Annotated in this window: 19 protein-coding genes; 6 read left to right on the top strand and 13 right to left on the bottom strand. The window is 69.4% G+C overall.

Translation table 11 applies throughout. The annotated features are described in order from the left end of the window. The first annotated feature begins 50 nt into the window (after positions 1–50). Positions 51–794 carry a peroxide stress protein YaaA gene (gene yaaA / locus QR64_RS20420; RefSeq protein WP_006554234.1) on the top strand — a complete coding sequence of 248 codons (744 nt, stop codon included), beginning with the start codon at positions 51–53 and terminating at the stop codon, positions 792–794. On the opposite strand, the gene QR64_RS20415 is transcribed toward yaaA, so the two are convergent. The 4 genes from QR64_RS20415 to mqo all read right to left on the bottom strand — a co-directional run bounded on the left by QR64_RS20415 (position 787) and on the right by mqo (position 6,328). Beyond that, a complete protein-coding gene (locus QR64_RS20415; RefSeq protein WP_039586987.1) occupies positions 787–1,869 on the bottom strand; it encodes an FUSC family protein in 1,083 nt (360 codons plus the stop codon). The genes yaaA and QR64_RS20415 overlap by 8 nt on opposite strands. A gap of 92 nt (positions 1,870–1,961) precedes the next feature. Next, positions 1,962–3,383, bottom strand: coding sequence for an MFS transporter (locus tag QR64_RS20410; RefSeq protein ID WP_228045118.1), 1,422 nt, complete (start codon positions 3,381–3,383; stop codon positions 1,962–1,964). A gap of 59 nt (positions 3,384–3,442) precedes the next feature. Further along, positions 3,443–4,705: a uroporphyrinogen-III C-methyltransferase gene (cobA, locus tag QR64_RS20405; RefSeq protein WP_006554239.1), complete on the bottom strand. Its 1,263-nt coding sequence runs from the start codon at positions 4,703–4,705 to the stop codon at positions 3,443–3,445. 96 nt (positions 4,706–4,801) lie between these two features. Beyond that, on the bottom strand, positions 4,802–6,328 hold the full coding sequence (mqo, locus tag QR64_RS20400) for a malate dehydrogenase (quinone) (RefSeq protein ID WP_024100652.1): 1,527 nt from the start codon (positions 6,326–6,328) through the stop codon (positions 4,802–4,804). Between the two features lie 187 nt (positions 6,329–6,515). Between mqo and QR64_RS20395 the strand changes: the two genes are divergently transcribed. Together QR64_RS20395 and mtr are read left to right on the top strand one after the other, a co-directional pair. Next, entirely contained in the window at positions 6,516–7,586 is a 1,071-nt protein-coding gene (locus QR64_RS20395; protein WP_039586985.1) for an alpha/beta hydrolase, read from the top strand. Beyond that, positions 7,583–8,956 carry a mycothione reductase gene (gene mtr / locus QR64_RS20390; RefSeq protein WP_006554243.1) on the top strand — a complete coding sequence of 458 codons (1,374 nt, stop codon included), beginning with the start codon at positions 7,583–7,585 and terminating at the stop codon, positions 8,954–8,956. Before QR64_RS20395 ends, mtr begins: the two co-directional genes overlap by 4 nt. A gap of 75 nt (positions 8,957–9,031) precedes the next feature. Here the strand turns inward: mtr and QR64_RS20385 are convergent, their stop codons facing one another. The 3 genes from QR64_RS20385 to QR64_RS20370 all read right to left on the bottom strand — a co-directional run bounded on the left by QR64_RS20385 (position 9,032) and on the right by QR64_RS20370 (position 12,651). Further along, on the bottom strand, positions 9,032–9,598 hold the full coding sequence (locus QR64_RS20385; protein WP_024100650.1) for an alpha/beta fold hydrolase: 567 nt from the start codon (positions 9,596–9,598) through the stop codon (positions 9,032–9,034). Positions 9,599–10,084: 486 nt separating this feature from the next. Next, positions 10,085–10,942, bottom strand: a complete 858-nt coding sequence (map, locus tag QR64_RS20375; protein WP_039586983.1) for a type I methionyl aminopeptidase — start codon at positions 10,940–10,942, stop codon at positions 10,085–10,087. Positions 10,943–11,007: 65 nt separating this feature from the next. Further along, positions 11,008–12,651, bottom strand: a complete 1,644-nt coding sequence (locus QR64_RS20370) for an AMP-binding protein (protein ID WP_019289131.1) — start codon at positions 12,649–12,651, stop codon at positions 11,008–11,010. A 108-nt stretch (positions 12,652–12,759) separates the two neighbouring features. Here QR64_RS20370 and QR64_RS20365 point away from each other — a divergent pair, with 108 nt between their 5' ends. Further along, positions 12,760–13,623, top strand: a complete 864-nt coding sequence (locus QR64_RS20365) for a LuxR C-terminal-related transcriptional regulator (RefSeq protein ID WP_006554249.1) — start codon at positions 12,760–12,762, stop codon at positions 13,621–13,623. 49 nt (positions 13,624–13,672) lie between these two features. Continuing rightward, positions 13,673–15,028 (top strand): APC family permease, encoded by a 1,356-nt coding sequence (locus QR64_RS20360; protein WP_019289129.1) that lies wholly within the window; start codon positions 13,673–13,675, stop codon positions 15,026–15,028. Between the two features lie 2 nt (positions 15,029–15,030). Here the strand turns inward: QR64_RS20360 and QR64_RS20355 are convergent, their stop codons facing one another. The 5 genes from QR64_RS20355 to dxr form a co-directional block, all read right to left on the bottom strand. Beyond that, the gene (locus QR64_RS20355) at positions 15,031–16,872 is read right to left on the bottom strand and encodes a penicillin-binding transpeptidase domain-containing protein (RefSeq protein WP_200886523.1); all 1,842 of its coding nucleotides are present in this window, start codon (positions 16,870–16,872) and stop codon (positions 15,031–15,033) included. A 32-nt stretch (positions 16,873–16,904) separates the two neighbouring features. Then, on the bottom strand, positions 16,905–17,741 hold the full coding sequence (locus tag QR64_RS20350) for a GNAT family N-acetyltransferase (protein WP_039586978.1): 837 nt from the start codon (positions 17,739–17,741) through the stop codon (positions 16,905–16,907). 114 nt (positions 17,742–17,855) lie between these two features. Further along, positions 17,856–19,010, bottom strand: a complete 1,155-nt coding sequence (gene ispG / locus QR64_RS20345; protein WP_039586975.1) for a flavodoxin-dependent (E)-4-hydroxy-3-methylbut-2-enyl-diphosphate synthase — start codon at positions 19,008–19,010, stop codon at positions 17,856–17,858. Positions 19,011–19,055: 45 nt separating this feature from the next. Then, positions 19,056–20,273, bottom strand: coding sequence for a M50 family metallopeptidase (locus tag QR64_RS20340; RefSeq protein WP_019289125.1), 1,218 nt, complete (start codon positions 20,271–20,273; stop codon positions 19,056–19,058). A 15-nt stretch (positions 20,274–20,288) separates the two neighbouring features. Next, positions 20,289–21,440: a 1-deoxy-D-xylulose-5-phosphate reductoisomerase gene (gene dxr, locus QR64_RS20335; RefSeq protein WP_039586973.1), complete on the bottom strand. Its 1,152-nt coding sequence runs from the start codon at positions 21,438–21,440 to the stop codon at positions 20,289–20,291. Between the two features lie 151 nt (positions 21,441–21,591). On the opposite strand from dxr, the gene QR64_RS20330 reads away from it, so the two are divergent. Continuing rightward, complete coding sequence (locus QR64_RS20330) at positions 21,592–21,840, top strand: DUF2631 domain-containing protein (protein ID WP_006550982.1); 249 nt, start codon at positions 21,592–21,594, stop codon at positions 21,838–21,840. Positions 21,841–21,906: 66 nt separating this feature from the next. On the opposite strand, the gene rlmN is transcribed toward QR64_RS20330, so the two are convergent. Continuing rightward, the gene (gene rlmN / locus QR64_RS20325; RefSeq protein WP_039586972.1) at positions 21,907–23,016 is read right to left on the bottom strand and encodes a 23S rRNA (adenine(2503)-C(2))-methyltransferase RlmN; all 1,110 of its coding nucleotides are present in this window, start codon (positions 23,014–23,016) and stop codon (positions 21,907–21,909) included. Positions 23,017–23,138: the final 122 nt, after the last annotated feature.

The following is a 23,138-nucleotide window of genomic DNA, read 5'->3' as shown; positions in this document are numbered from 1 at the left end:
CGTGCAGCCTACCGTGGCCACCTTCCGCGACGTCGGTACGGTTACCGGTTGTGCTGGTGCTTCTCCCCCCTTCCGAAACCAAGTCCGACGGCGGCGACGGCGGACCGCTCGATCTCGCCGACCTGTCGATGCCGCAGTTGACGGAGACGCGGGAGATGCTCGTGCAGGCCCTCGTCGACCTCTCCGCCGACCCCGAGGAGTCGAGCCGCGCACTCGGGCTGGGTACGAAGGGCGCCGACGAGATCGAACGCAACGCGAAGTTGTGGGTCTCCCCCACCCGCCCGGCGCTGGAGCGGTACACCGGCGTGCTGTACGACGCTCTCGACGCAGGAGCCTTCACGAAGGCGCAGCGCGACAAGGCCTATCGACGCCTGGGCATCGGGTCGGCGCTGTTCGGCGCGGTCCGGGCTGCGGATCCGATCCCCGCCTACCGCCTCTCCGGAGGGTCGAAACTGCCCGGCTTCGGCACCGTGAAGTCCGTGTGGCGGAACGAGCTCACCGACGCGCTGGTGGCCGAAGCCGGCGGCGACCTCGTGGTCGATCTCCGCTCCGGGATCTACCAGCAGCTCGGTCCCGTGCTGGGTGCGGTGACCGCAACCGTGCTCACCGAGCAGCCCGACGGCACCCGCAAGGTCGTCAGCCACTTCAACAAGCACCACAAGGGCCTGCTGGCCCGCGCGCTGGTCCTCACCCGCGCGGAGCCGAGCGATATCGGAGCGCTCGCCCGCGTCGCGACGAAGGCGGGACTGAGGGTCGAGGTGGAGTCGCCGACCGAGTTGGTCGTGCTCACCTGACCTCGAGTCCCATCGCCGCGACGATCCGGCGAGCCGTGTGCAGGACGGCGCCGAGTCGTGCGGTCAGGACCAGGTCGTCCGATTCGGTGGCGAACCGTTCGAGGTCGGTGAGATTGCTGCGGCACGTCCCGTCGGGGTCGACCTCCCGGCCCGCCCCCACGGCATCGACCATCTCGGCGAGGGCGTCGAGCATCGCTGCGATCCCCGTCCGCAGGCGGCGACGGTCGGCTTCGGCGACGTCGTCGCCGAGTACGGGGTCCAGAGCGTGCGCGAGTTCCTCGACAGCGCTGGACACCGACGAGAGGTCGTCGAGGGTCCGGTCCCAGCGACGTGCCCATTCCCCGGCCCGTGCAGCGGCGGGGCGTGGATTCATCCGGGCACTCTCGTGCGCCCACCGTGATTCCTCGAAGGCGCGCTGCACGAGGCTGTCGACGCCCCGCGCGCGCTGCACCCAGTCCCGCACCCCCGACGATCCCTCACGGCATCCGGACGCCATGTCCCGCAGCAGGTCGCGCAGCTCACCGGTGAGTTCGCGGGCCTCCTTGCCCGCCGAGTACACCGGCGGGAAGACCAGCGCCGTCACGGCCACGCCGATCGCCGCGCCGATCGCCGTCTCCGCGAGTCGTTCACCGAGCAGGATCGGGCTGTCCGAGGCGCCCGTCGCGATCACCAGCAGCGCGGTGATCGCCACCCAGATTCCACTGGCCCCGAACCGTCGCCAGCGACCCGCGAAGTAGCCGATCGCCACGGCGATGCCGATCGCAGCGGTCGTCGACTCCACGAGCCGCGTCACCACGACCGCGACCAGCAGACCCGCAACCACCGCCCCGACCTGCACCACCGCCTGCTGGAGCGAGCGCACGAGTGTCGCCTCGACGAGGAAGACCGCGACGTAGGGCGCGAGGAAGGCCTGCTGGAAGTGGAAGACCTCGGTCACGACGAGCCACGCGACGACCGCGGCGAGCGTGGACCGGAACGCCTGGAGGGCAACGTACCGCTCGTGTCCGGCCTCGCGCACCGCGCGGACCATCCACGATCCGACGAATCTGCCCCGTTCGAGAACACCGACCTGCATGAGTGTCGGGTACCCGGGGGTCGTGCGTGGCAGGCGTGAGCAAACTCATCCGCCGCAGCGGTCGCTCGTCCGCCACGGTGACGGTCCGACGGTCAGGAGGTCTGCGCGGCCTTCTCGGCCTCCTGCGCCTGCGCGACCTCTTCGGGAGTGAAGCGGATGAACAGCGCGGCGACACCGGCGATCACCGCGCAGACCGCGCAGCCGACGAGCGCGAACATGTATCCCTCGCCCTGGGCGACGAGCTGGGCGTCGGTCATGTCGGCGACGGCTCCGGAGACACCACCGAGCGACATCGTCCGCGAGGTGGCCATCGCACCGATCACCCCGAGGCCGACCGGACCTCCGAGAGTCTGGGCGACCTGCGCGATCGCCGAGAGCGGTCCGATCTCGTGCGGTCCCACCCCGGATATCGCGCACAGCGGCAGCGGGACCACGGCCAGGCCGACCCCGAAGCCGACAACGAGCACCAGCACGAACAGGGTCGGGAAGTAGCGGACGCTGCCGTCCATGGTCGAGCCGTAGAGCAGGCTGACAGTCATGATCGCCGAGCCGGTGACCACGAGCCAGCGCGGTTCGATCCGCGCGACCAGCTTCGACGACACCGCGGCGGCACCGCCGAGACCGAAGGCGAACGGCACGAAGGCCAGACCCGCGGCGAGCGGGCTGTAGCCGAGGATGTCCTGCACGAACAGGGCGACGAAGGCCGCGAGGCTGAACATCACGGCGCCCGCGAAGAAGATCGCCACGAAGGTCGCGACGCGGTCCTTGTTGCGGAACAGCACGAACGGCAGCAGCGGGTTCTCCGCCCGCCGCTCGACGAGCAGGAACACTCCGAGCAGCACGAAGCCGGCGACGATCGCGCCGATGACCGAGGGGCTCGACCAACCGACTTCGGGACCCTCCGTGAGACCGAAGACCAGGCCGGTGCATCCGAGTGTCGCGAGGATCGCGCCCGGCACGTCGAGCGCGAGGCGTTCGGAGGCGGTCTCACGCAGCGCGATCGCGGCGAGCACGACGATGAGGACGCCGATAGGGACGTTGATGAGGAAGATCCAGCGCCACGAAAGCTGGGTGAGCGCACCCCCGAGGATCAGTCCGGCGATGGACCCGACACCGGTCATGGCCGCGAAGACCGCGATGGCGCGGTTGCGTGCCGGACCTGCGGCGAAGGTCGTCGCGACGAGCGCGAGGGCGGTCGGGGACGCGACCGCGGCGCCGACGCCCTGCAGGGCGCGGGCGCCGATGAGCATCGCCTCGCCGGTCGCCAGACCGCACAGCAGGGACGCCAGGGTGAACAGGCCGACTCCGCCCATGAACGTGCGTTTACGTCCGTAGCTGTCGCCGAGACGGCCGCCGAGGAGCATCAACCCGCCGAAGGCGAGGGCGTAGGAGGTGAGGACCCAGTTGCGACCCGCATCCGACAGTCCCAGATCACTCTGCAGCGGCGCGAGCGCGAGGTTCGCGACCGTTCCGTCGAGCACGACCATCAACTGGAGGCCGCTGAGGACCAGCATGGCCAGAGCGACCGCGCGGGTGGCCGACGGATGCGAAGTGGCTGACACGTGATCCAACGTTACCCACCGTCCGAGTCGGAGCCGGTCCGCGGATCGAGTCCGAATCCGGCCACCGGCCCGATCACGACGATCGCGGGCGGGCGCACGGCCTCGTCCCGGACACGCTGCGCGACGGTCGACAGATCGGCACGCACCACACGTTGGCTGCTCAGCGTGCCCTCCTGCACGACGACCACGGGGGTGTCGGTGGGACGTCCGCCGGCGATCAGGGCGTCGGCGAACTGCTCGATGCGTTCGACGGCCATGAGCAGGACCAGGGTGCCGCGCAGCTTGGCGAGCGCGTCCCAGTCGGTGAGCGAGTCGGGATGTCCGGGCGCGACGTGGCCGCTGGCCACGACGAATTCGTGGGTGACCCCACGGTGGGTGACGGGGATCCCGGCCGCAGACGGCACGGAGATCGCGCTGGTGATGCCGGGGACGACGGTCACCGGGATGCCGGCCGCGGTGCACGCCTCGAGCTCCTCGTAACCGCGACCGAAGACGTACGGGTCGCCGCCCTTGAGTCGGACGACGAACTTGCCGGCCTTTGCGCGGTCGATGAGGGTCTCGTTGATGACCTGCTGGGCCATGGCCCGTCCGTACGGGAGCTTCGCCGCGTCGATCACCTCGACGTGCGAGTCGAGTTCCGCGAGCAGTTCCTGCGGGGCGAGATGGTCGGCGACGACCACGTCGGCGCGGGTGAGGAGGCGTCGACCGCGCACGGTGATCAGGTCGGGATCGCCCGGTCCTCCGCCCACGAGGGCGACGCCGACCGGCTTCGGCGCGGTCTCGGCGAACTCGGCGACGGCCGCTCCGGCGAGGGCGTCACGGATCGAGGTGCGCACGGCGGCGGACCGGCGGTGGTCGCCACCGGCGAGGACGCCGACGGTCAGACCCTCGTAGCGGGCCGTGGCGGGGGTGACGGCACTGCCGTGACGGGCGTTGTCCGCGCGGACGCAGAAGATCCTGTTGCGTTCGGCTTCGGCGACGACCGCTGCGTTGGTCTCGGGTTCGTCGGTGCAGGCCATGGCGTACCACGCGCCGTCGAGGTCGCCGTCGCGGTAGTCGCGCAGGTCGAGGGAGATGCGGCCCTTCGTCGCCATGCTCTCGACCACGGGGGTCGCGGCCCGGGCGACCACGTGGACGTCGGCACCGGACGCGACGAGCAGACCGAGACGCCGCTGCGCGACGCTGCCTCCTCCGACGATCACGACGCGGCGTCCACGGAGATCGAGTCCGACCAGGTAACTGGTCTCGTCCTCAGCGGCAGCGGACACGGGCATCTCCCCATCTCTCGTGTCGGGGCGAATCCGATCGGACCCACCTTCGGGACACCTGTGGCCCGGGCATCGCCCCGGGCCACAGGTGCAGTGATCGGATCAGACCGCGGCGGCCTCTGCGGGTGCCTCGGCCACGGTGTCGGAGACGACGTCGAGCTGCAGCGACTTCGTGCTGTGGTCCCATACCTGGCGGAACAGGTCGGGGTTGTCGGACAGCTTCAGACCGAGCGACGGGACCATTTCGCGGAGCTTGGACTGCCAGCCCGCCCACTGCTGCGGGAAGCAGCGCTCGAGGACGTCGAGCATGGCCGGAACGGCCGTCGAGGCACCCGGCGACGCACCGAGCAGACCGGCGATCGAACCGTCACCCGCGTTGACCACGGCGGTACCGAACTCGAGGACACCGCCCGCACCCTTGCGGCGGATGACCTGCACACGCTGGCCGGCGACGATGAGCTCCCAGTCCTCGAGGCGCGCCTCGGGCACGAACTCGGCGAGGGTGCCGATGCGGTCGGCGGGCGACTGCATGAGCTCACCGACGAGGTACTTGACCAGGCCGAGCTCGGTGACGCCGACGCCGAGCATCGACATCAGGTTTCCGGGCTTGACGGACTTGGGCAGGTCCATGATGCCGCCCTGTTTGAGGAACTTGGGCGACCAGCCGGCGTAGGGACCGAAGAGTAGACCCTGCTTGCCGCCGATGACGCGGGTGTCGAGGTGCGGCACCGACATCGGAGGGGCACCGACCGCGGCCTTGCCGTAGACCTTGGCGCTGTGCTGCGCGATGACCTCGGGATTGGTGCAGCGCAGGAAGGCACCGGAGACGGGGAAGCCACCGAAGCCCTTGATCTCCTTGATGCCCGACTTCTGCAGCAGGTGCAGCGCGCCGCCGCCGGCGCCGACGAAGACGAACTTCGCCTGGACCTTGCGCGACTCGCCGGTGCGGCGGTTGCGGACCTTCACGATCCAGCTGCCATCGGACTGCTTGGACACGTCGGTGACGTCGTGGCCGAAGAAGACGGTGCCGCCGGAGGCCGCGACGTGGTTGATGAGCTGCTTGGTGAGGGCACCGAAGTCGATGTCGGTGCCGGTCTGCGTCCAATTCAGGGCAACCGGGTCGGAGAAGTCGCGGCCCTTGCCCATGAGCGGCAGACGCTCGGTGAAGACCTCGGGGCTCTCGGTGTACTCCATGCCCTCGAAGAGGGGATGGCCGGCAAGGGCGTCGTAGCGGGCACGCAGGTACTTCACGTTCTCGGCGCCGTGTACGAAGCTGACGTGCGGAACCGGATTGATGAAGTTCTTGGGGTCGGACAGAATGCCGTTGTCGACGGCGTACGCCCAGAACTGGCGCGAGACCTGGAACTGCTCGTTGACGTTGACGGCCTTCGCGATGTCGACCGAACCGTCCGGCTTCTCAGGAGTGTAGTTGAGCTCACACAGCGCGGAGTGGCCCGTACCGGCGTTGTTCCAGGGGTCGCTGCTCTCGGCGGCCGCGGCGTCGAGGCGCTCGAACGCGGTGATCGACCAGTCGGGCTGCACCTGACGCAACAACGCACCGAGGGTTGCGCTCATGATGCCCGCGCCCACGAGCACTACATCGGTTTTCGCTACTACGTTCTCTGACACTGGGAAATCGACTTCCTTGTCTGGTTCGCACGCGCCGCCGAAGTACGGAGGTACCGTCTCGCGTGGGTGTCCCGTCAACGCGGCGCGCGAATGCGACCGACAGGTTACCCGCGCGTGGTCCGGCGTTTCATTTCACCTCATTGTGTACCCATGAGCGGTGGTCGGCGAACACACCTAGGGTGTGATAGTGACTACTTGGCGTCCTGACGTCCTCGGAGACGGCTACGAACAGCTCGAACTGCCGCTGGGCATCGACCCCGACGGCGAAGGCGAGATCTCGGCGACCCTGGTGCGCTACCAGCCTCCGTCTACCGATCTCCCCGACCGGGCGGTGCTCTACGTCCACGGCTTCACCGATTACTTCTTCCAGCAGCACCTCGCCGAGCACTTCGCGGCGCGCGGTTACCGCTTCTTCGCGCTGGACCTGCGCAAGTGCGGTCGTTCGCGGGCACCCGGGCACACCCCTCACTTCGTCACCGATCTCTCCCACTACGACGCCGAACTCGACGAGGCGCTGCGCGTGGTGCGCGAGGAGGTCGGTGGCGGTGTGCTGCTGGCGGCCCACTCGACGGGCGGGCTCGTCCTGCCGTTGTGGCTCGACCGTCTCCGTCGCCGGCCCGGCGGGGTTGCCGCGGCGGGCATCGTGGGTCTCGTCCTGAACAGTCCGTGGTTCGACCTGCAGGGACCGTCCTACCTGCGCAATGTCGGCACGGCGGCCGTCGACATCGTCGGCCGCCTCCGCCCGCGCGCGCTCATACCGCTGCCGAAGACCGAGGCCTACGGCCGCAGCCTGCAGTGCGACGGCTGGCGCTACGACCTCGACTGGAAGCCGTTGACCGGGTTCCCCGTCCGCTTCGGCTGGTTACGTGCCGTGCGGCGGGGCCAGGCCGTCCTGCACCGCGGGCTCGACATCGGGGTGCCGTCGCTGATCCTGCGGTCCGGTGCCTCGCGCTTCGCTCCGCGGTACGACGCGAGCGTCGACACCGTCGACGCGGTCCTCGACGTCCGCCAGATAGCCCGATGGGCGGGATGCCTCGGCAACCGCACGACGATCGTGCCGATCGACGGTGCCCGTCACGACGTGTTCCTGTCCACACCCGGTCCCCTGGCGGAGGCCTTCCGGGAATTGGACTTGTGGCTGGAATGGTTGGACGGAGCGGACGAGGCGGACACCTCCGGTTCCCGAACCGAGGCCGACGACTCCGACGACTCCGCCACCGTTTCCGTACTGCACCGACTCACGGGAGAGCACGCGTGACCCACTACGACCTCGCGATCATCGGCACAGGATCGGGGAATTCGATCCTCGACGAGCGGTACGACGGGAAGCGCGTCGCTCTCCTCGAAGAAGGCACCTTCGGGGGCACCTGCCTCAACGTGGGCTGCATCCCCACGAAGATGTACGTCTACGCCGCGGAGGTCGCCCACACGGTCCGCACCGCGGCGAAGTACGGCGTCGACGCGTCGATCGACGGAGTGCGGTGGAACGACATCGTCGACCGGGTCTTCGGTCGCATCGATCCCATCGCTGCGGGCGGCGAGCGCTACCGCCGCGAGGACTGCGCGAACGTCACCGTCTACGACGGTCACGCGCGGTTCGTCGGCGAGCGCCGCATCGACACCGGAACCGGTGAGGTGATCACCGCGGACCAGGTGGTCGTCGCGGCCGGTTCGCGGCCCGCGATCCCGCAGGAGGTACTCGATTCCGGTGTGAGATATCACACGAGCGACGGCATCATGCGGTTGCCTAAACTGCCCGAGTCCCTCGTAATCCTCGGGACGGGTTTCATCGCGATGGAGTTCGCCCACGTCTTCTCGGCGCTCGGCACGCGGGTGTCGGTGATCGCGCGGACCGACCGTCTACTGCGGCACCTCGACGCCGACGTCTCCGAGCGGTTCACGGCGCTCGCCGCGGCCAAGTGGGACGTCCACCTCGCCAATCCGGCCCGGGCGTTCCGTCCGGTCGGCGACGGCGTGGAGGTCGAACTCGCCGACGGCACCGTCGTGAGCGGCGACGCCCTGCTCGTCGCGACAGGTCGGCAGCCCAACGGTGACCTGCTCGACGCCGCGGCGGCCGGCATCGAACTCGATGCGAAGGGCCGGATCGTGGTCGACGAGTTCCAGCGCACGTCCGCGGCGGGTGTGTTCGCCCTCGGCGACGTGTCGTCGCCCTACCAGCTCAAGCACGTGGCCAACCACGAGGCGCGGGTCGTCCAGCACAACCTGTTGCACGACGCGTGGAGCGGCGACACCACGGGTCTGCAGCGGACGGACCACCGCTACGTCCCCTCCGCGGTGTTCACCGATCCGCAGATCGCGTCGGTCGGTCTCACCGAGGCCGAGGCCCGGGAGGTGGGATTCGACATCTCCGTCAAGATCCAGGATTACGGCAACGTCGCCTACGGCTGGGCCATGGAGGACACCGAAGGTTTCTGCAAGCTGATCGCCGATCGGTCGACGGGTCTGCTGCTCGGCGCCCACATCATCGGGGCCCAGGCGTCGACGGTCATCCAGCCGCTCATCCAGGCCATGTCGTTCGGTCTGCCCGCGCGGGAGATGGCGACCGGGCAGTACTGGATCCACCCCGCGCTGCCCGAACTCGTCGAGAACGCCCTGCTGGGTCTCTGAACTTCGGGGTCTCCGAGCACCTTCACCAGCGCCGTGTGGCCTGCTGCCCTCTCCGGGCCGCAGGCCACACGCGTCTCACCAGCTTCCGGTGCGCAGCGCGATCGCGGACGCGAAGTCGGTGGGCGCCTCGGCGGGCACGTTGGCGACCCCGGCGAGTTCGACCACCCGGAACTCTCCCGTCACGTAGCGCATCGATGCGTCCGCTTCGGGTCGACGCGAGGCATCGCCCACGACGATCGTGGTGGGCACCTCCGCGGGCGGCGCCGACGCGTCGCGCACCGTGCCGTCACGATCCGCGACCGCGGGATGGCCGCGGTCGGCGACCACCAGGCTCGCGAAGCGTCCGAAGCGTCCTGCGGCGACGGCCCAGGCCAGTTCGGCTCCCGCGCCGCTGCCCGCCAGATGAACCCAGGGCAGGGCGAGGGCGTCCAGTAGGGCGAACACGTCGGCGGGCGCGAGTCCGTCGATCTTCTCGACCACGATCGTCCGCAGGTCGGACGTGTGCAGCCGCTCGCACACGACGTCGTACACACCTGCGTCCTCCCCCGCGTCGGGGAAGAGCAGCACCGTGTAACGACTTTCGGGGCCGCCGATCCGAACCTGCACGTCCCCACCGGGCGTGGTCACCGTCCTCGATTCCATGGGCAAACGCTACATGGCCGCAGTCCGTGCTCCGCCTCTTGCCGTATCGACGACGGGCTGGGGAGTGGACATGCGGATGTTCGGGATCCTGCGTTTCGTCACCGACAGTTCCGTGGTGCAGTTCCTGGGCTTCTTCGCCACCATGCTCCTGATCGTTGCGCTGTCGATGCTCGTCGGGGCAATCCAGCACCGTTGGCGCGCAACGGGTCTGCTGACGGCCGCCGCGTCCGTCGTCGTGATCGGCGGTCTCGCCGCGACCCTCGTCACGTGGACCCGGTCGTGGTCGTCGCTGTGGTCGTGGATCGTCGACGCGTCGCCGACGACGACCCTGTGGTGCTCCCCCTGCTGGTGGCCGCGGTGTGCGTGGGCGCGACCTGACAGGTCGCCCGCAACGCGGCACCCCAGGCCGGCCGCCTTCCGGAACAGGTTCGGCCCCGACCCTTTCCGGGTCGGGGCCGAACTCCGTGCTCGCTCAGCGAGCGGAGGTCACGGCAGGGTGAGGATCTCGGCGCCGGTGTCGGTGACGACGATGGTGTGCTCGAACTGCGCGGTCCACTTGCGGTCCTTGGTGACGACCGTCCAGCCGTCGTCCCAGATCTCGTAGTCGGGCGTACCGAGGTTGATCATCGGTTCGATGGTGAACACCATGCCGGGCTCGATGATCGTGTCGATGTCGGGCCGGTCGTAGTGCAGGATCACCAGGCCGTTGTGGAAGGTCTCGCCGATACCATGGCCGGTGAAGTCGCGGACGACGCCGTAGCCGAAGCGGTTGGCGTACGACTCGATGACCCGGCCGATGACGTTGAGGGCCCGGCCCGGCTTGACCGCCTTGATGCCGCGCATCGTGGCCTCGCGGGTGCGATCGACGAGCAGGCGGACGTCCTCGGAGACGTCGCCGGCCAGGAAGGTGGCGTTGGTGTCGCCGTGGACGCCGTCGATGTGGGCGGTGACGTCGATGTTGACGATGTCGCCGTCCTCGACGACGGTCGAGTCGGGGATGCCATGGCAGATGACCTCGTTGAGCGAGGTGCAGCACGACTTGGTGAAGCCGCGGTAACCGAGGGTCGACGGGTAGGCGCCGTGGTCGCACATGTACTCGTGCGCGACGCGGTCGATCTCGTCGGTGGTCACGCCCGGCGCGACAGCCTTACCGGCCTCGACGAGGGCCTGTGCGGCGATCTTCGACGCGAGTCGCATCTTCTCGATCGTCTCGGGTGTCTGCACCCACGGCTCGTTGCCTTCCTTCGCCGTGGGCTTCCACACGTACTCCGGCCGTTCGATCGATGCGGGCACCTCCCGGACGGGAGTCGGAGTGCCGGGGACGAGCGGAGCGCGGGTAGCCATGACTTCCAGATTAGCCGCCGCGCCCCGCTCCCCTGTCATTCACCGATCGGGCCGTCGTGCGCCGATCAGCCCACAGCGCCCGCCTGGCGCAGCTTGAAGCGCTGGACCTTGCCGCTCGGCGTCTTGGGCAGGTGCGGCACGAAGTGCACCGCGCGCGGGTAGGCGTGGGCGGCGTACTTCTGCTTCACGAGCTTCTGCAGCTCCGCCTCGACCGCGTCGTCGCCCTCGACACCCTCCCGCAGCACCACGAACGCCTCGAGGACCTCCCCCCGCAGTTCGTCCGGCAGACCCACCACGGCAGCCTCGATCACGTCGGGATGCATCACGAGCACCGACTCGACGTCGAACGGGCCGATGCGGTAACCGGCCATGATGATCACATCGTCGTCGCGGGACGAGAAGAAGAAGAAGCCGTTCTCGTCGACCTTGCCGGCGTCGCCGGTCAGGTACCAGCGGCCGTCCTCGCTGAACCGGTCGGCGGTCTTCTCGGGTGCGTCGACGTAGCCGGTGAACCACACGAGCGGGCTCGCGTGCACGTCGATCGCGACGCGTCCGACCTCACCGGGCTCGGCGATCTCGTCGCTGTCCTCGCGCAGCACCGCGCAGCTCCAGCCCGGCAGCGGCTTGCCCATCGAACGCGCCGGGGTGTCCTCGCGCAGCTCGTCCGCCCACGCGTCGACGACGAACATGCCGTGTTCGGTCTGTCCGTACTGGTCGCGCACCACGACACCGAGGGTCTCCTTCGACCACTCGAGGACGTCCGGGGTCAGCGGCTCACCGGCCGAGGAGGCACGACGCAGCCGCACCGGCGGGTGCTCGGCGGTGTCGGCCTTGAGGCTGCGGTAGACCGTCGGGGCCGCCGCGAAGTTGGTCACCCCGAAGGTGTCGAGGATCTGCCAGGTGAGCGCGGGCGAGAAACCGGCGTGCAGCAGGAGGCTGCGCCGACCGGCCGCGAGCGGCCCTAGTAGCGCGTAGTAGAGCCCGTACGCCCATCCCGGATCGGCCGCGTTCCAGAAGACGTCGTCCTTGCGCACGTCGAGGCCGAACTCCAGGTAGGCGTGGAAGGACGCCAGCGCCTTCACCGGGACGGGAACACCCTTGGGAGTGCCGGTCGTGCCGGAGGTGAACAGCTGGACCAGGCGCCCCTCGGCGCCGACGGCGACGGCCTCGCCACGCGGGTCGTCGGCCGACTGCGCGGCGACCAGCTCGCCGAAGTCGCGGGCCCCACGCCCGGACGCGTCGGCGTCTCCCTCACCGGCCACGACGACCTGCCACGGCACCTCGGCGGGAAGATCCGATCCGGCGGCGAGCTTGCCGGCCTGATCACGATCGGCCACGACCACCTTGGTGCCGCTCGCGTCGAGCCGGAAGGCGATCGCCGGCGGGGCGAAGGCGGTGAAGAGCGGCACGTGCACGGCGCCGCGACGCCAGATACCGAGAACCGCGACCACCAGGTCTGCCGACTTGCCCATGAGCGTCGCGACGTGGTCGCCGGGTTCGACACCGAGATCCGCCAGCGCCGCGGCGAAGCGGATCGACCGTTCGCGGAGCTCGCCGTAGGTGAGATCGGTGGAGCTCAGGTCCGCGTCGACGACGGTGAACGCCACCGCGTCGGCGGGATGGTCGTCGCACAGCAGTCGGGCTGCGCAGGCGTCTGCCGTGTCGTACCGCTCGAGCAGTGTCCGCACGCGGCTCGCTGTGTCGCCCATTGTGGTCCTTTCGTCCGTACCGGCCAGGGTGTTCCTGATCTGTGGAGCACACCCGTTCGACGTCTATGATTCGAGTCACACCATGTTCCCCGATACCCCCGGAAAGGGGTGGCGTTCGTGTCGTCCTCCTCGTCGGCGCTGCTGCGTCCCCGTGACGGTGACGCCCTGCGCGGTGAACTCCGCCGCACCGCGGCGCAGGCACAGTTGCCGGTGGTCTTCGCCGGCGAGGTCCAGCAGGGATCGCTGCAGCTCAGCGAATTCTTCGGCACCCGCACCAACAGCCTGGCGGGGGTCGTGGTGCCTCCGCGGGCCGGTCTCGGCGGTCGCGTCCTCGCGGAGTCGCGGGTGGTGACGGTGTCGGACTACGGTCGCTCTGCGTCGATCACGCACCACTTCGACCGTCCCGTTCTGTACGAGGGATTGCGGTCCATCCTCGCCGTGCCGGTACTCGTCGAGGGCAAGGCCCGCGCGGTGTTGTACGGCGCCGCGCGCGAGTGCGCGCCGGTCGGTGATCGGGCGGTGACGGCGTTCGCGCAGGCGGCCGCACGTCTCGCGCACGAGATCGAGGTGCGCGACGAGGTCGATCGGCGACTCGCGATGCTCGAGCGGTCGTCCGGCGACCGCGATCCCGTCGCGACCGCGCAGGTCCGCGAGGTCCACGCCGAGCTGCGGGTGCTCGCGCAGGGCACGACCGATCCGGCGCTGCAGGAGAAGCTCCGCTCGTTGTCCGACCGTCTCGCCGGGGTGCTCGACGGAACGGAACCGGAACCGACGGACGTCGTGCTGTCCCCGCGCGAGACCGACGTGCTGTCCCATGTGGCGCTGGGGTGCAGCAACGCCGAGATCGCCCAGCGCCTGTCGGTCGGTGCCGAGACGGTCAAGAGCTACCTGCGCAGCGCCATGAGCAAGCTCGACGTCCATTCCCGCCACGAGGCCGTCGTCGCCGCGCGAAAATCGGGTCTGCTGCCCTGATATCCGGCCGGTCCCCCATCGGCGGACAGGGTGCGGAAGGGGGCCTGCGGTGGCCGAGACGACCGACTCACCCCAGCTCGTCCGCGTCCTCGGACCGGGTCTGCTCCTGCTGTTCGTCATCGGCGACATCCTGGGCACCGGCATCTACGCTCTCACCGGGGAGGTCGCGAACGAGGTCGGCGGCGTGGTGTGGCTGCCGTTCCTCGTCGCGTTCGCCGTCGCGACGGTGACCGCGTTCAGCTATCTGGAGCTGGTCACGAAGTATCCGCGGGCGGCCGGAGCGGCGCTCTACACGCACAAGGCGTTCGGCGTGCATTTCCTGACCTTCCTGGTGGCCTTCGCCGTGATGTCCTCGGGCATCACCTCTGCCGCCACTGCTGCGCGGGCGTTCGCCGCGAACTTCGCCGAGGCCTTCGGACTCGACCTGGCCGGCACGGCCGGGATCACCGTGATCGCGCTGGTCTTCGTCCTCGTCCTGGCGGTGATCAACTTCCGCGGGGTCGGCGAGAGCGTGAAGACCAACGTGGTGCTCACGATGGTCGAGTTGGGCGGCCTGCTCATCATCGTCGCGATCGGCATGTGGGCGTTGGGTTTCGGCGGCGGGGACTTCTCGCGTGTGGTCGAGATCGATCCCGGCGACCGGTCCGTCTTCTCCGCGGTGGTCGCAGGGACGGCCCTGGCCTTCTTCGCGATGGTGGGGTTCGAGGATTCGGTGAACATGGCCGAGGAGTGCAAGGAGCCCACCCGGATCTTCCCCCGGATGCTGCTGCTCGGCCTGGGTCTCGCCGCGTTGGTGTACGTGCTCGTATCGATCACCGCGATCGCGCTCGTCGCGCCCGAGGAGCTCGGGGCGGGCGAGACGCCCTTGCTGCGGGTGGTCGAGGTCGGCGCGCCGGCGTTCCCGGTCGGGATCTTCGCCTTCGTCACGATGTTCGCGGTGGCCAACACCGCGCTGATCAACATGCTGATGGCGAGCAGGCTGGTCTACGGCATCGCCCGCGAGGACGTCCTGCCCGCCGTCCTGGGGCGGGTGCACCCCACGCGCCGCACGCCCTATGTCGCGATCGCGTTCACGACGCTGCTCGCGGTCGGTCTCGTCGTCTTCGTCGGCGGGGTGCCCGAACTCGGAGGGACGACGGCGCTGCTCCTGCTGGGGGTGTTCGCGATCGTCAACGTCGCCGCCCTGGTCCTGCGCCGGGACCACGTGGAGCACCGGCACTTCCGCGCGCCGACGATCCTTCCGGTGCTCGGGGCGGCCAGTTGCCTGTTCCTCGTCCTGCCGTGGGTCGACCGGCCCGTGACCCAGTACCGGACGGCCGGGGTGCTGCTCGGGATCGGTGTGGTGCTGTGGCTGGTGACGCGACTCGCGGGCCGGCGCGACGGTCGGCCCGCGAGTACGACCTGAGCTCAGGCTCCCTCGTCGTATTCCGGCGGCAGGGCGGCGAACATGTCGCGGGTGACCGCGACCGCGTTGTCGGAGCTGCCGCCGCGCACGACGAGCGTCGCGAACGCCAGATCACCGCGGTAACCGACGAACCACGAGTGCGACCCGCCCTCGACCTCGGCCTCGCCGGTCTTGCCGTAGACGTCGCCCTGGTCCCGGATGCGGTCGGCGGTACCGCTCGTGATCACCAGGCGCATCATCTCGCGCAGACCCTCCACCATCTCCGGCGTCACCGGCGGCGGCGAACCGCTCACAACGGTCTCGCGACCCGCGATGAGATAGGGCACCGGGGTACGGCCGGCGGCGACCGTCGCCGCGGTGAGCGCCATCCCGAACGGGCTCACGACCACCTTGCCCTGACCGAAGCCGTCCTCGGTCCGTTCGACGAGATCTTCCGCGGGCGGAACCGATCCGGTGAAGGTCGGCATCCCGACCACCTCGTAGTCCACACCGATACCGAACTGCGAAGCGGCGACGGTCAGCGCGTCCGGGGCCATCTCGGAGGCGAGCTTGGCGAAGGAGGTGTTGCAGGATCGGGCGAAAGCGGTAGCGAGAGAGACCGTCCCGAGCTCGAACTCGTTGTAGTTCGGCACGCTGCGCTCACCGATCGTGATGCGGCCCGGGCACGGCACCATCGTGTTCGGGGTCGCGCTCCCCTCGGCGATCGCCGCACCCGAGGTGACGATCTTGAACGTCGAGCCCGGCGGGTACTGGCCGGCCAGCGCGACCGGGCCGTCCCGGTCGGCGGCCTTGTTCTGGGCCACCGCCAGCACCGCACCCGTGGACGCCTCGATCACGACCGTCATCGCCTGCTCGGTGCGGGCATCGACGGCCGCCTGGGCCGCGAGCTGGAGGGGACGGTCGAGACTGACCGAGAACGACGGCACCGGTTGCGGCGGCGTCTCGGTGAGCACCCCGGTGTCCACGCCGTACTGGTTCACCACGACGACGCTCCACCCGGCCGTGCCGTCGACCTCGTCGATGACGGTCTTCTTGATCTGACCCACGAGATCCGGCGCGAAGTTGCGATCGGTCGCGACGAGGTCGGCCTGCTCGGTCACCACGACACCGTCGATCCCGGCGAGACGTGGGGCGACGCGCTCGTAGTCGTCCTCGCGCAGTCGCATCACCGAGCGCGGCCCGGAGGAGGCCGTCACCGATTCCGCGATCGCCTGCGCCGTGAGCGAGGAATCGAACTCCGACAACGTCGACGCGAGCTGTCGTGCGGCGCCGGCGACGTCGGTGGTCTGCGCGGCGTCGAAGGCGATGCCGTAGACCGTGCCGGGGACGAGGATGTCGCTGCCTGCGTGCTCGTTGACCCGGGCACGCGGCGCCGGGCTGCTGCGGAGCTGCATGGTCTGCCGTTCGCCGAGCTGCGGGTGCAGCGCGGACTTCGCCCACCGCACGATCCAGTCGTTCCCGCTGCGCCCCATGTTGAGCTCACCAGTGTACTGCCATACCCGTTCCTTCGGCAGGTGCCACTCGTAGTTGTAGCCCACGGTCGCGGAGTCGCCGCTGATCCGGGTGGATGTCGTTGTGGCGATGAAGGATTCGGCTTGAAGCCCATCCAGGACCTCCTGCATCGCGACGGCCGCGTCGTCGGGGCGGTCGGTGCGATCCGCCGCCGACGCGACGTCCTGCGCGGCGAACGAGTCGAGAAACGCCTGGGCGGCGGCCTCCGGCCCGGCCGGCCGCGGCGTGCACGCGACGGCCAGGCCGAGGAGCACGACGGCCGCCGACCACACAGCGCCGATCCGGAGAGCGCGTGCGTACGGGGATGCCGGGGTGGAACTTCGAGGTCTCATCGCCCGTCATCGTAGGCAGAGCCGACGGGAAATCAGTCGAGCAGCACCGTGGAGAACGTCGCGACCTGACGGAAACCCGCGCGGGCGTAGGCTCCACGAGCCGGGGCGTTGAAGCTGTTGACGTAGAGGCTGGGCAGGCGACCGCTGCGAGCGACCGCGCAGGCCACGGCGGCCGTGCCGATCGTGCCGAGGCCCGAGCCACGATGCGCGGGATCGACCCAGACGCCCTGGATCTGGCCCACCGCGGACGACTGCGAACCCACCTCCGCCTTGAACACGACCTGTCCGTCCTCGAACCGCGCCCAGGCGCGTCCCGCCGCGATCAGGCTCGCGACGCGGCGCCGGTAACCCGCACCGCCGTCGCCGGTGCGCGGGTCGATGCCGACCTCCTCGATGAACATCGAGATCGCGGCCGGCAGATACACATCCAGTTCGTCGGGCCGCACGGGACGGACCTGCGGGTCGGGCTCGACGAGCGGCTCGCGGTCGAGAACGAGCAGGGGTTGTTCGGCCCTCACCTCGCGGGGAGCGCCCCACACCGATTCGAGCCGCTCCCACATCGGCAGCGCGTACTCGGCGCGACCGACGATGGACGAACACAGTCGCGGCCCGCGACTCGCGCGCTCGGCGAACGCCTGGATGTCGTCCGGACTGCCCAGCAGCGGAATGAGGTTCGCGCCGGAGAAGCACAGCGAGGTCTCGGGGCCTCCGCGGCTCCACATCTCGCCACCGACGGCGCGGCCGTCGAGTCCGTACTCCTCGACGCGGCCGGCCACCATGCACGCGGCCACAGGATCGCGCGCGAGCACCCTGAGCACCGCAGCGGTGTCTCGCCCACCCAACGACCGGACACCCAGAAGCTTGAGCACTCGCTCACCACCCGTCGACAAGCCGATACGAGATCAGGGTGCCATGCCGGGCGGCGGCGTGGAAACCGGCTACCCGGACAGTAGGAAGGCGCCGCCCCGTAGGTCCCATCGGATTCAGCCGACCGACACCACGGGACCGCTGCCGGAAGCGTCGCCCTCCATCTCCTCGGCGATCCGCATCGCTTCCTCGATGAGGGTCTCGACGATCTGAGCCTCGGGCACGGTCTTGATGACCTTGCCCTTGACGAATATCTGTCCCTTGCCGTTTCCGGATGCCACACCGAGATCCGCTTCGCGGGCTTCGCCGGGGCCGTTGACGACACAGCCCATCACCGCCACCCGCAGCGGCACCTCCATCCCCTCGAGGCCCGCCGTGACCTCGTTCGCGAGGGAGTAGACGTCGACCTGGGCGCGTCCGCACGAGGGACACGAGACGATCTCGAGCTTGCGGGGACGCAGATTCAGCGACTGCAGGATCTGGGTACCGACCTTGATCTCCTCGGCGGGCGGTGCCGAGAGGGAGACGCGGATCGTGTCGCCGATGCCCTCGCTCAACAGTGCGCCGAAGGCCACCGCCGACTTGATGGTGCCCTGGAAGGCCGGACCCGCCTCGGTGACGCCCAGATGCAGCGGATAGTCGCACTGGGCGGCGAGCTGCCGGTAGGCCTCGACCATCACGACGGGGTCGTTGTGCTTGACGGAGATCTTGATGTCGCCGAAGCCGTGTTCCTCGAACAGGCTCGCCTCCCACAGGGCGGACTCGACGAGCGCCTCCGGGGTGGCCTTGCCGTACTTGGCGAGGAGCCGGGGGTCGAGGGAGCCGGCGTTGACGCCGATCCGGATGGGGATCCCGGCGTCTCCGGCCGCCTTGGCGACCTCCTTGACGCGACCGTCGAACTCCTTGATGTTGCCGGGATTGACGCGCACGGCCGCGCAACCGGCGTCGATCGCGGCGAAGATGTACCGCGGCTGGAAGTGGATGTCGGCGATCACCGGGATCTTGCTCTTCTTCGCGATGATCGGGAGTGCGTCGGCGTCCTCCTGACGCGGGCACGCGACACGCACGATGTCGCAGCCGGACGCCGTGAGCTCCGCGATCTGCTGGAGGGTGGCGTTCACGTCGTGCGTCTTCGTGGTGGTCATCGACTGCACGGACACCGGATGATCGCTGCCGACGCCGACATTTCCGACCATGAGCTGGCGGGTCTTGCGTCGGGGTGCGAGGACCGCAGGAATTTCGGGCATGCCCAATCCGACGGGGCTGGTCACAGTTCGCCTTCTTTCGTCGCTACTCGGCAAGTCTACCGGCGCAGATCAGAACAGCTTGATGGGGTTGACGATGTCTGCTGTAAGGGTGAGCACCATGTAGGCGCCACCGATGACCACCGCCACATAGGTCAGCGGCAGCAGTTTCATGTAGTCCACGGGAGGGCCGACCGGCAGTCCGCGCAGGCCGCGCAGCCAGTTGCGGGCCTTCTCGTAGATCGCGACGGCCATGTGCCCACCGTCGAGCGGCAGCAACGGGAGGAGGTTGAACGCGCCGAGGAAGAAGTTCAGCTGAGCGAGCAACAACACGAACGACTCCCAGATGCCGCGCTCGGCGAACTGGCCGCCGATGACACTGGCGCCCACGACACTGACCGGGGTGTCGACCGCGCGCTCTCCCCCGGTGACGGCCGTCCACAGGTCGGCGACCTTACTCGGCAGGCTCACGAGGGCCTCGGCCGTGCGGACCGCCAGGTAACCGGTGAAGTCGAAGGTCGCGGGGATCGCCGAGAGCGGCGTGTACTCGATGATGCCCGGCTCTCCCCCGACCCCGATCGCACCGACGGTGCGGGAGACGGGTTCGGCGTCGAGCGACTCGCTCTCGTAGACCCAGCGCTGGACCTGCTGGACCGTGACGGGCACGGTGAGGGTCTCGTCACCACGCTCGACGGTGAACGGTACGGTGCCCGACAGGGGCTGCGTGGCCCGGACGAGGTCGTCGAAGGTCTCGACGGACTGCCCGTCCACGGCGACGATCACGTCGCCCGGTTCGATGCCGGCCTGCTCGGCCGGGCCGGGACCCGAGCAGTCGGCCGGGGTGTAGTCGGGCGGCCCGTCCTGGGTCGGCGCGGCACAGCCGACGGTGCCGACCACCGCACGGTTGTCGGTGTTGGGCAGTCCCGCGCTGGCAGCGAGGCCGTAGATGAGCACGATGCCGAGCAGGAAGTTCATCGCGATGCCACCCGACATCACGACGAGACGCTTCCACGTCTTCTGCTTGTACATCGCGCGCTCGACCTCGTCGGGCGCGAGTTCGTCCAGGGCCGTCATGCCGGCGATGTCGCAGAACCCGCCGGCCGGAACCGCTTTGAGACCGTATTCGGTCTCCCCGCGGCGGAAGGCGAACACACGGGGACCGAACCCGATGTAATAGCGCCGGACCTTCATGCCCAGCTTCTGCGCCGTCCACATGTGGCCGGCCTCGTGCAGGGCGATGGAGACGGCGATGCCGAGGGCGAACACCACCACGCCCAGTACGAACATCATGAGTGGCCGATCCTCCTATACGAGTGTGCGCGCCCGGTCGCGGGCCCAGCCGTCGGCGGCGAGCACGTCGTCCACGGTACTGGGTTCGGCGGACCACTCGTGTGCGTCGTTCAGCACGGCCTCGACGGTCTGCACGATCCGCGGGAACGACAGCGTCCCCGCGAGGAATGCCTCGGCGGCGACCTCGTTGGCCGCATTGTAGACGGCGGTGAGGCATCCGCCGCCCACGCCCGCTTGGCGCGCGAGCCGCACGGCGGGGAAGACGTCGTCGTCGAGGGGTTCGAACTCCCAGGTGGACGCGGTCGAGAAGTCGAGTGCCGGGGCGGCGTGCGGGACGCGGTGCGGCCAGCCGAGGGCCAGCGCGATCGGCAGCTTCATCGACGGCGGCGATGCCTGGGCAAGGGTCGATCCGTCGACGAAGGTGACCATCGAGTGCACGATCGACTGCGGGTGCACCGTCACGTCGATCCGGTCGTAGTCCACACCGAAGAGCAGGTGGGTCTCGATGAGTTCGAGTCCCTTGTTGACGAGGGTCGCCGAGTTGAGGGTGTTCATCGGCCCCATCGACCAGGTGGGGTGGGCGCCGGCCTGTTCGGGCGTCACCGATTCGAGGCGATCGGCGGTCCAGCCGCGGAACGGACCGCCCGAGGCGGTGAGCACGAGACGCGCCACCTCGTCGCCGCTGCCGCCACGCAGGCACTGCGCCAGCGCGGAGTGCTCCGAGTCGACGGGCACGATCTGGCCCGGCCCCGCCGCCTTCGTGACGAGCGACCCGCCCGCGACCAGCGACTCCTTGTTCGCCAATGCGAGTCGCGCGCCGGTGTCGAGCGCCGCGAGGGTTGGTTCGAGACCGAGGGAACCGACCAGGGCATTGAGCACGACGTCGGCTTCGACTTCGCGTACGAGTTCGGTGACGGCGGTCGGGCCGCTCCGGACCGGCAGGTCGAGACGTGCGGCAGCGTCAGGGTCGGCCACGGCGACCTCGCGGACGCCGGTCGCGCGGATCTGTTCGGCGAGTAGGTCCGTCTTGCCTCCGCCCGCGGCGAGACCGACGACTTCGAAGTCGTCGGGATTGGCGGCGATCACGTCGAGTGCCTGGGTACCGATGGAACCGGTACTGCCCAGCAGGAGCACCCGGGTGCGGGAAGAAGATCGAGTCTCGGCCACGCGAGCATTGTTCCCCACGCACCTGAACGGTTCCTGAACCGCCCGGCTTCCACCCGTCGGAACGCACCGCACGCATGCCCCGCTTCGTACGACGCGGGGTCGTATGTCACGATAAGCAGCAACAGCAGCATCTGGTGAGCAGGAGGAAACCGTGGCCGGTACCGAGTTGCAGTCCACTCGTGGTGATGTGGCGGCGGAAGTGCCGTCCGCCGAGTGGGGTTGGAGCGGGGAAGCCCCCAGGTTCTTCCGCGTCATGGCCCTGATCGTCGCGGCGTTCCTGCTGCTGATGCTCATCGGCAACCACGAAGGACACGTGGAGAGCCTGTACCTGATCGGCTCGGCGGCCCTGCTCGTGTTCATCGTCGCGCGCGACGCGGTGCGCCGGCGCCGTCTGCGCTAGTTCCACGAACGTTCGGGGCCCGTCCGGAATTCTCCGGACGGGCCCTGTCGTGTATTCGGTGCCGCCTCAGCCTTCGGCGGCGAGCTGCCCGCAGGCTGCCGCGATCTCCTGGCCACGCGTGTCGCGCACGGTGCACGACACGCCCTGGGCCTGCACGCGCCGCACGAACTCACGTTCGACGTCCTTCGGGCTGGCGTCCCACTCGCTGCCCGGTGTGGGGTTCAGTGGGATCAAGTTGACGTGCACGAGCGACCCGAGCGCCTTGTGGAGCTTCTTGCCGAGCATGTCGGCGCGCCACGGCTGGTCGTTGACGTCGCGGATGAGGGCGTACTCGATCGAGACGCGCCGGCCGGTCTTGTCGGCGTAGTATCGCGCCGCCTCGAGAACCTCGGCGACCGACCACCTGTTGTTGACGGGGACGAGGGTGTCGCGCAGTTCGTCGTCCGGGGTGTGCAGCGACACCGCGAGGGTGACGCTCAGACCTTCGTCGGCGAGGCGCCGGATGGCCGGTGCCAGTCCCACGGTGGAGACGGTGACCGAGCGCTGCGACAGGCCGAGCCCTTCGGGGGCAGGTGAGGTGATGCGGCGCACCGCCGCGACCACCCGCTTGTAGTTCGCGAGCGGCTCCCCCATGCCCATGAACACGACGTTCGACAGCCGTCCGGGTCCGCCGGCGACGTCACCGTCGCGCAGCGCCGCAGCAGCCGCACGCACCTGATCGACGATCTCCGCCGTGGACAGGTTCCGGTCGAGGCCGCCCTGGCCTGTCGCGCAGAACGGGCACGCCATGCCGCACCCCGCCTGGCTCGAGATGCACAGCGTGGCGCGGTCGGGATAGCGCATGAGGACGCTCTCGAGAAGGGTGCCGTCGTGCGCGCGCCACAACGTCTTGCGGGTCTCCCCTCCGTCGCACGCGATGTGCTTGACCGCGCTGAGCAGAGGCGGGAACAGCGACTCCCCCACCTTGTCGCGCACGGCGGCGGGAAGATCGGTCATCTTCACCGGATCCGCCTCGAGCCGCCCGTAGTACTGGCGGGCGAGCTGGTCGGCGCGAAAGGCCGGAAGCCCCAGTTCGCGCACCGCATCACGACGCTGATCGGCGTCGAGGTCGGCAAGATGGCGCGGCGGAAGACCGCGCTTGGGTGCATCGAAGACCAGGGGCAGGGAAGAAGCCATAATCACCTATTATCCCATGATCCGGGACGGATGGGTCCGGGCGTCGCTGTGATACTCGCCCCCATTCCTGTGCCGGTGTCACCGCTCGGTCTCCCTCACGCCGAGTCACCCGGGCGCGGAGG

The organism is Rhodococcus sp. Chr-9 (assembly GCF_000801125.1).
Lineage (GTDB): Bacteria > Actinomycetota > Actinomycetes > Mycobacteriales > Mycobacteriaceae > Rhodococcus > Rhodococcus pyridinivorans.
Note: the sequence above shows the minus strand (reverse complement) of the source record. Positions and strands in the feature narration are given on the sequence as shown.

Bases quoted from the DNA above. Each gene is read 5' to 3' on its own strand.
- QR64_RS20410 (WP_228045118.1), bottom strand. From the start codon at position 3,383: ATGCTGGTCCTCAGCGGCCTCCAGTTGATGGTCGTGCTCGACGGAACG.
- map (WP_039586983.1), bottom strand. From the start codon at position 10,942: ATGGCTACCCGCGCTCCGCTCGTCCCCGGCACTCCGACTCCCGTCCGG.
- cobA (WP_006554239.1), bottom strand. From the start codon at position 4,705: ATGCCCGTGTCCGCTGCCGCTGAGGACGAGACCAGTTACCTGGTCGGA.
- QR64_RS20340 (WP_019289125.1), bottom strand. From the start codon at position 20,273: ATGATGTTCGTACTGGGCGTGGTGGTGTTCGCCCTCGGCATCGCCGTC.
- QR64_RS20415 (WP_039586987.1), bottom strand. From the start codon at position 1,869: ATGCAGGTCGGTGTTCTCGAACGGGGCAGATTCGTCGGATCGTGGATG.
- rlmN (WP_039586972.1), bottom strand. From the start codon at position 23,016: ATGGCTTCTTCCCTGCCCCTGGTCTTCGATGCACCCAAGCGCGGTCTT.
- QR64_RS20370 (WP_019289131.1), bottom strand. From the start codon at position 12,651: ATGGGCGACACAGCGAGCCGCGTGCGGACACTGCTCGAGCGGTACGAC.
- QR64_RS20355 (WP_200886523.1), bottom strand. From the start codon at position 16,872: ATGAGACCTCGAAGTTCCACCCCGGCATCCCCGTACGCACGCGCTCTC.
- QR64_RS20385 (WP_024100650.1), bottom strand. From the start codon at position 9,598: ATGGAATCGAGGACGGTGACCACGCCCGGTGGGGACGTGCAGGTTCGG.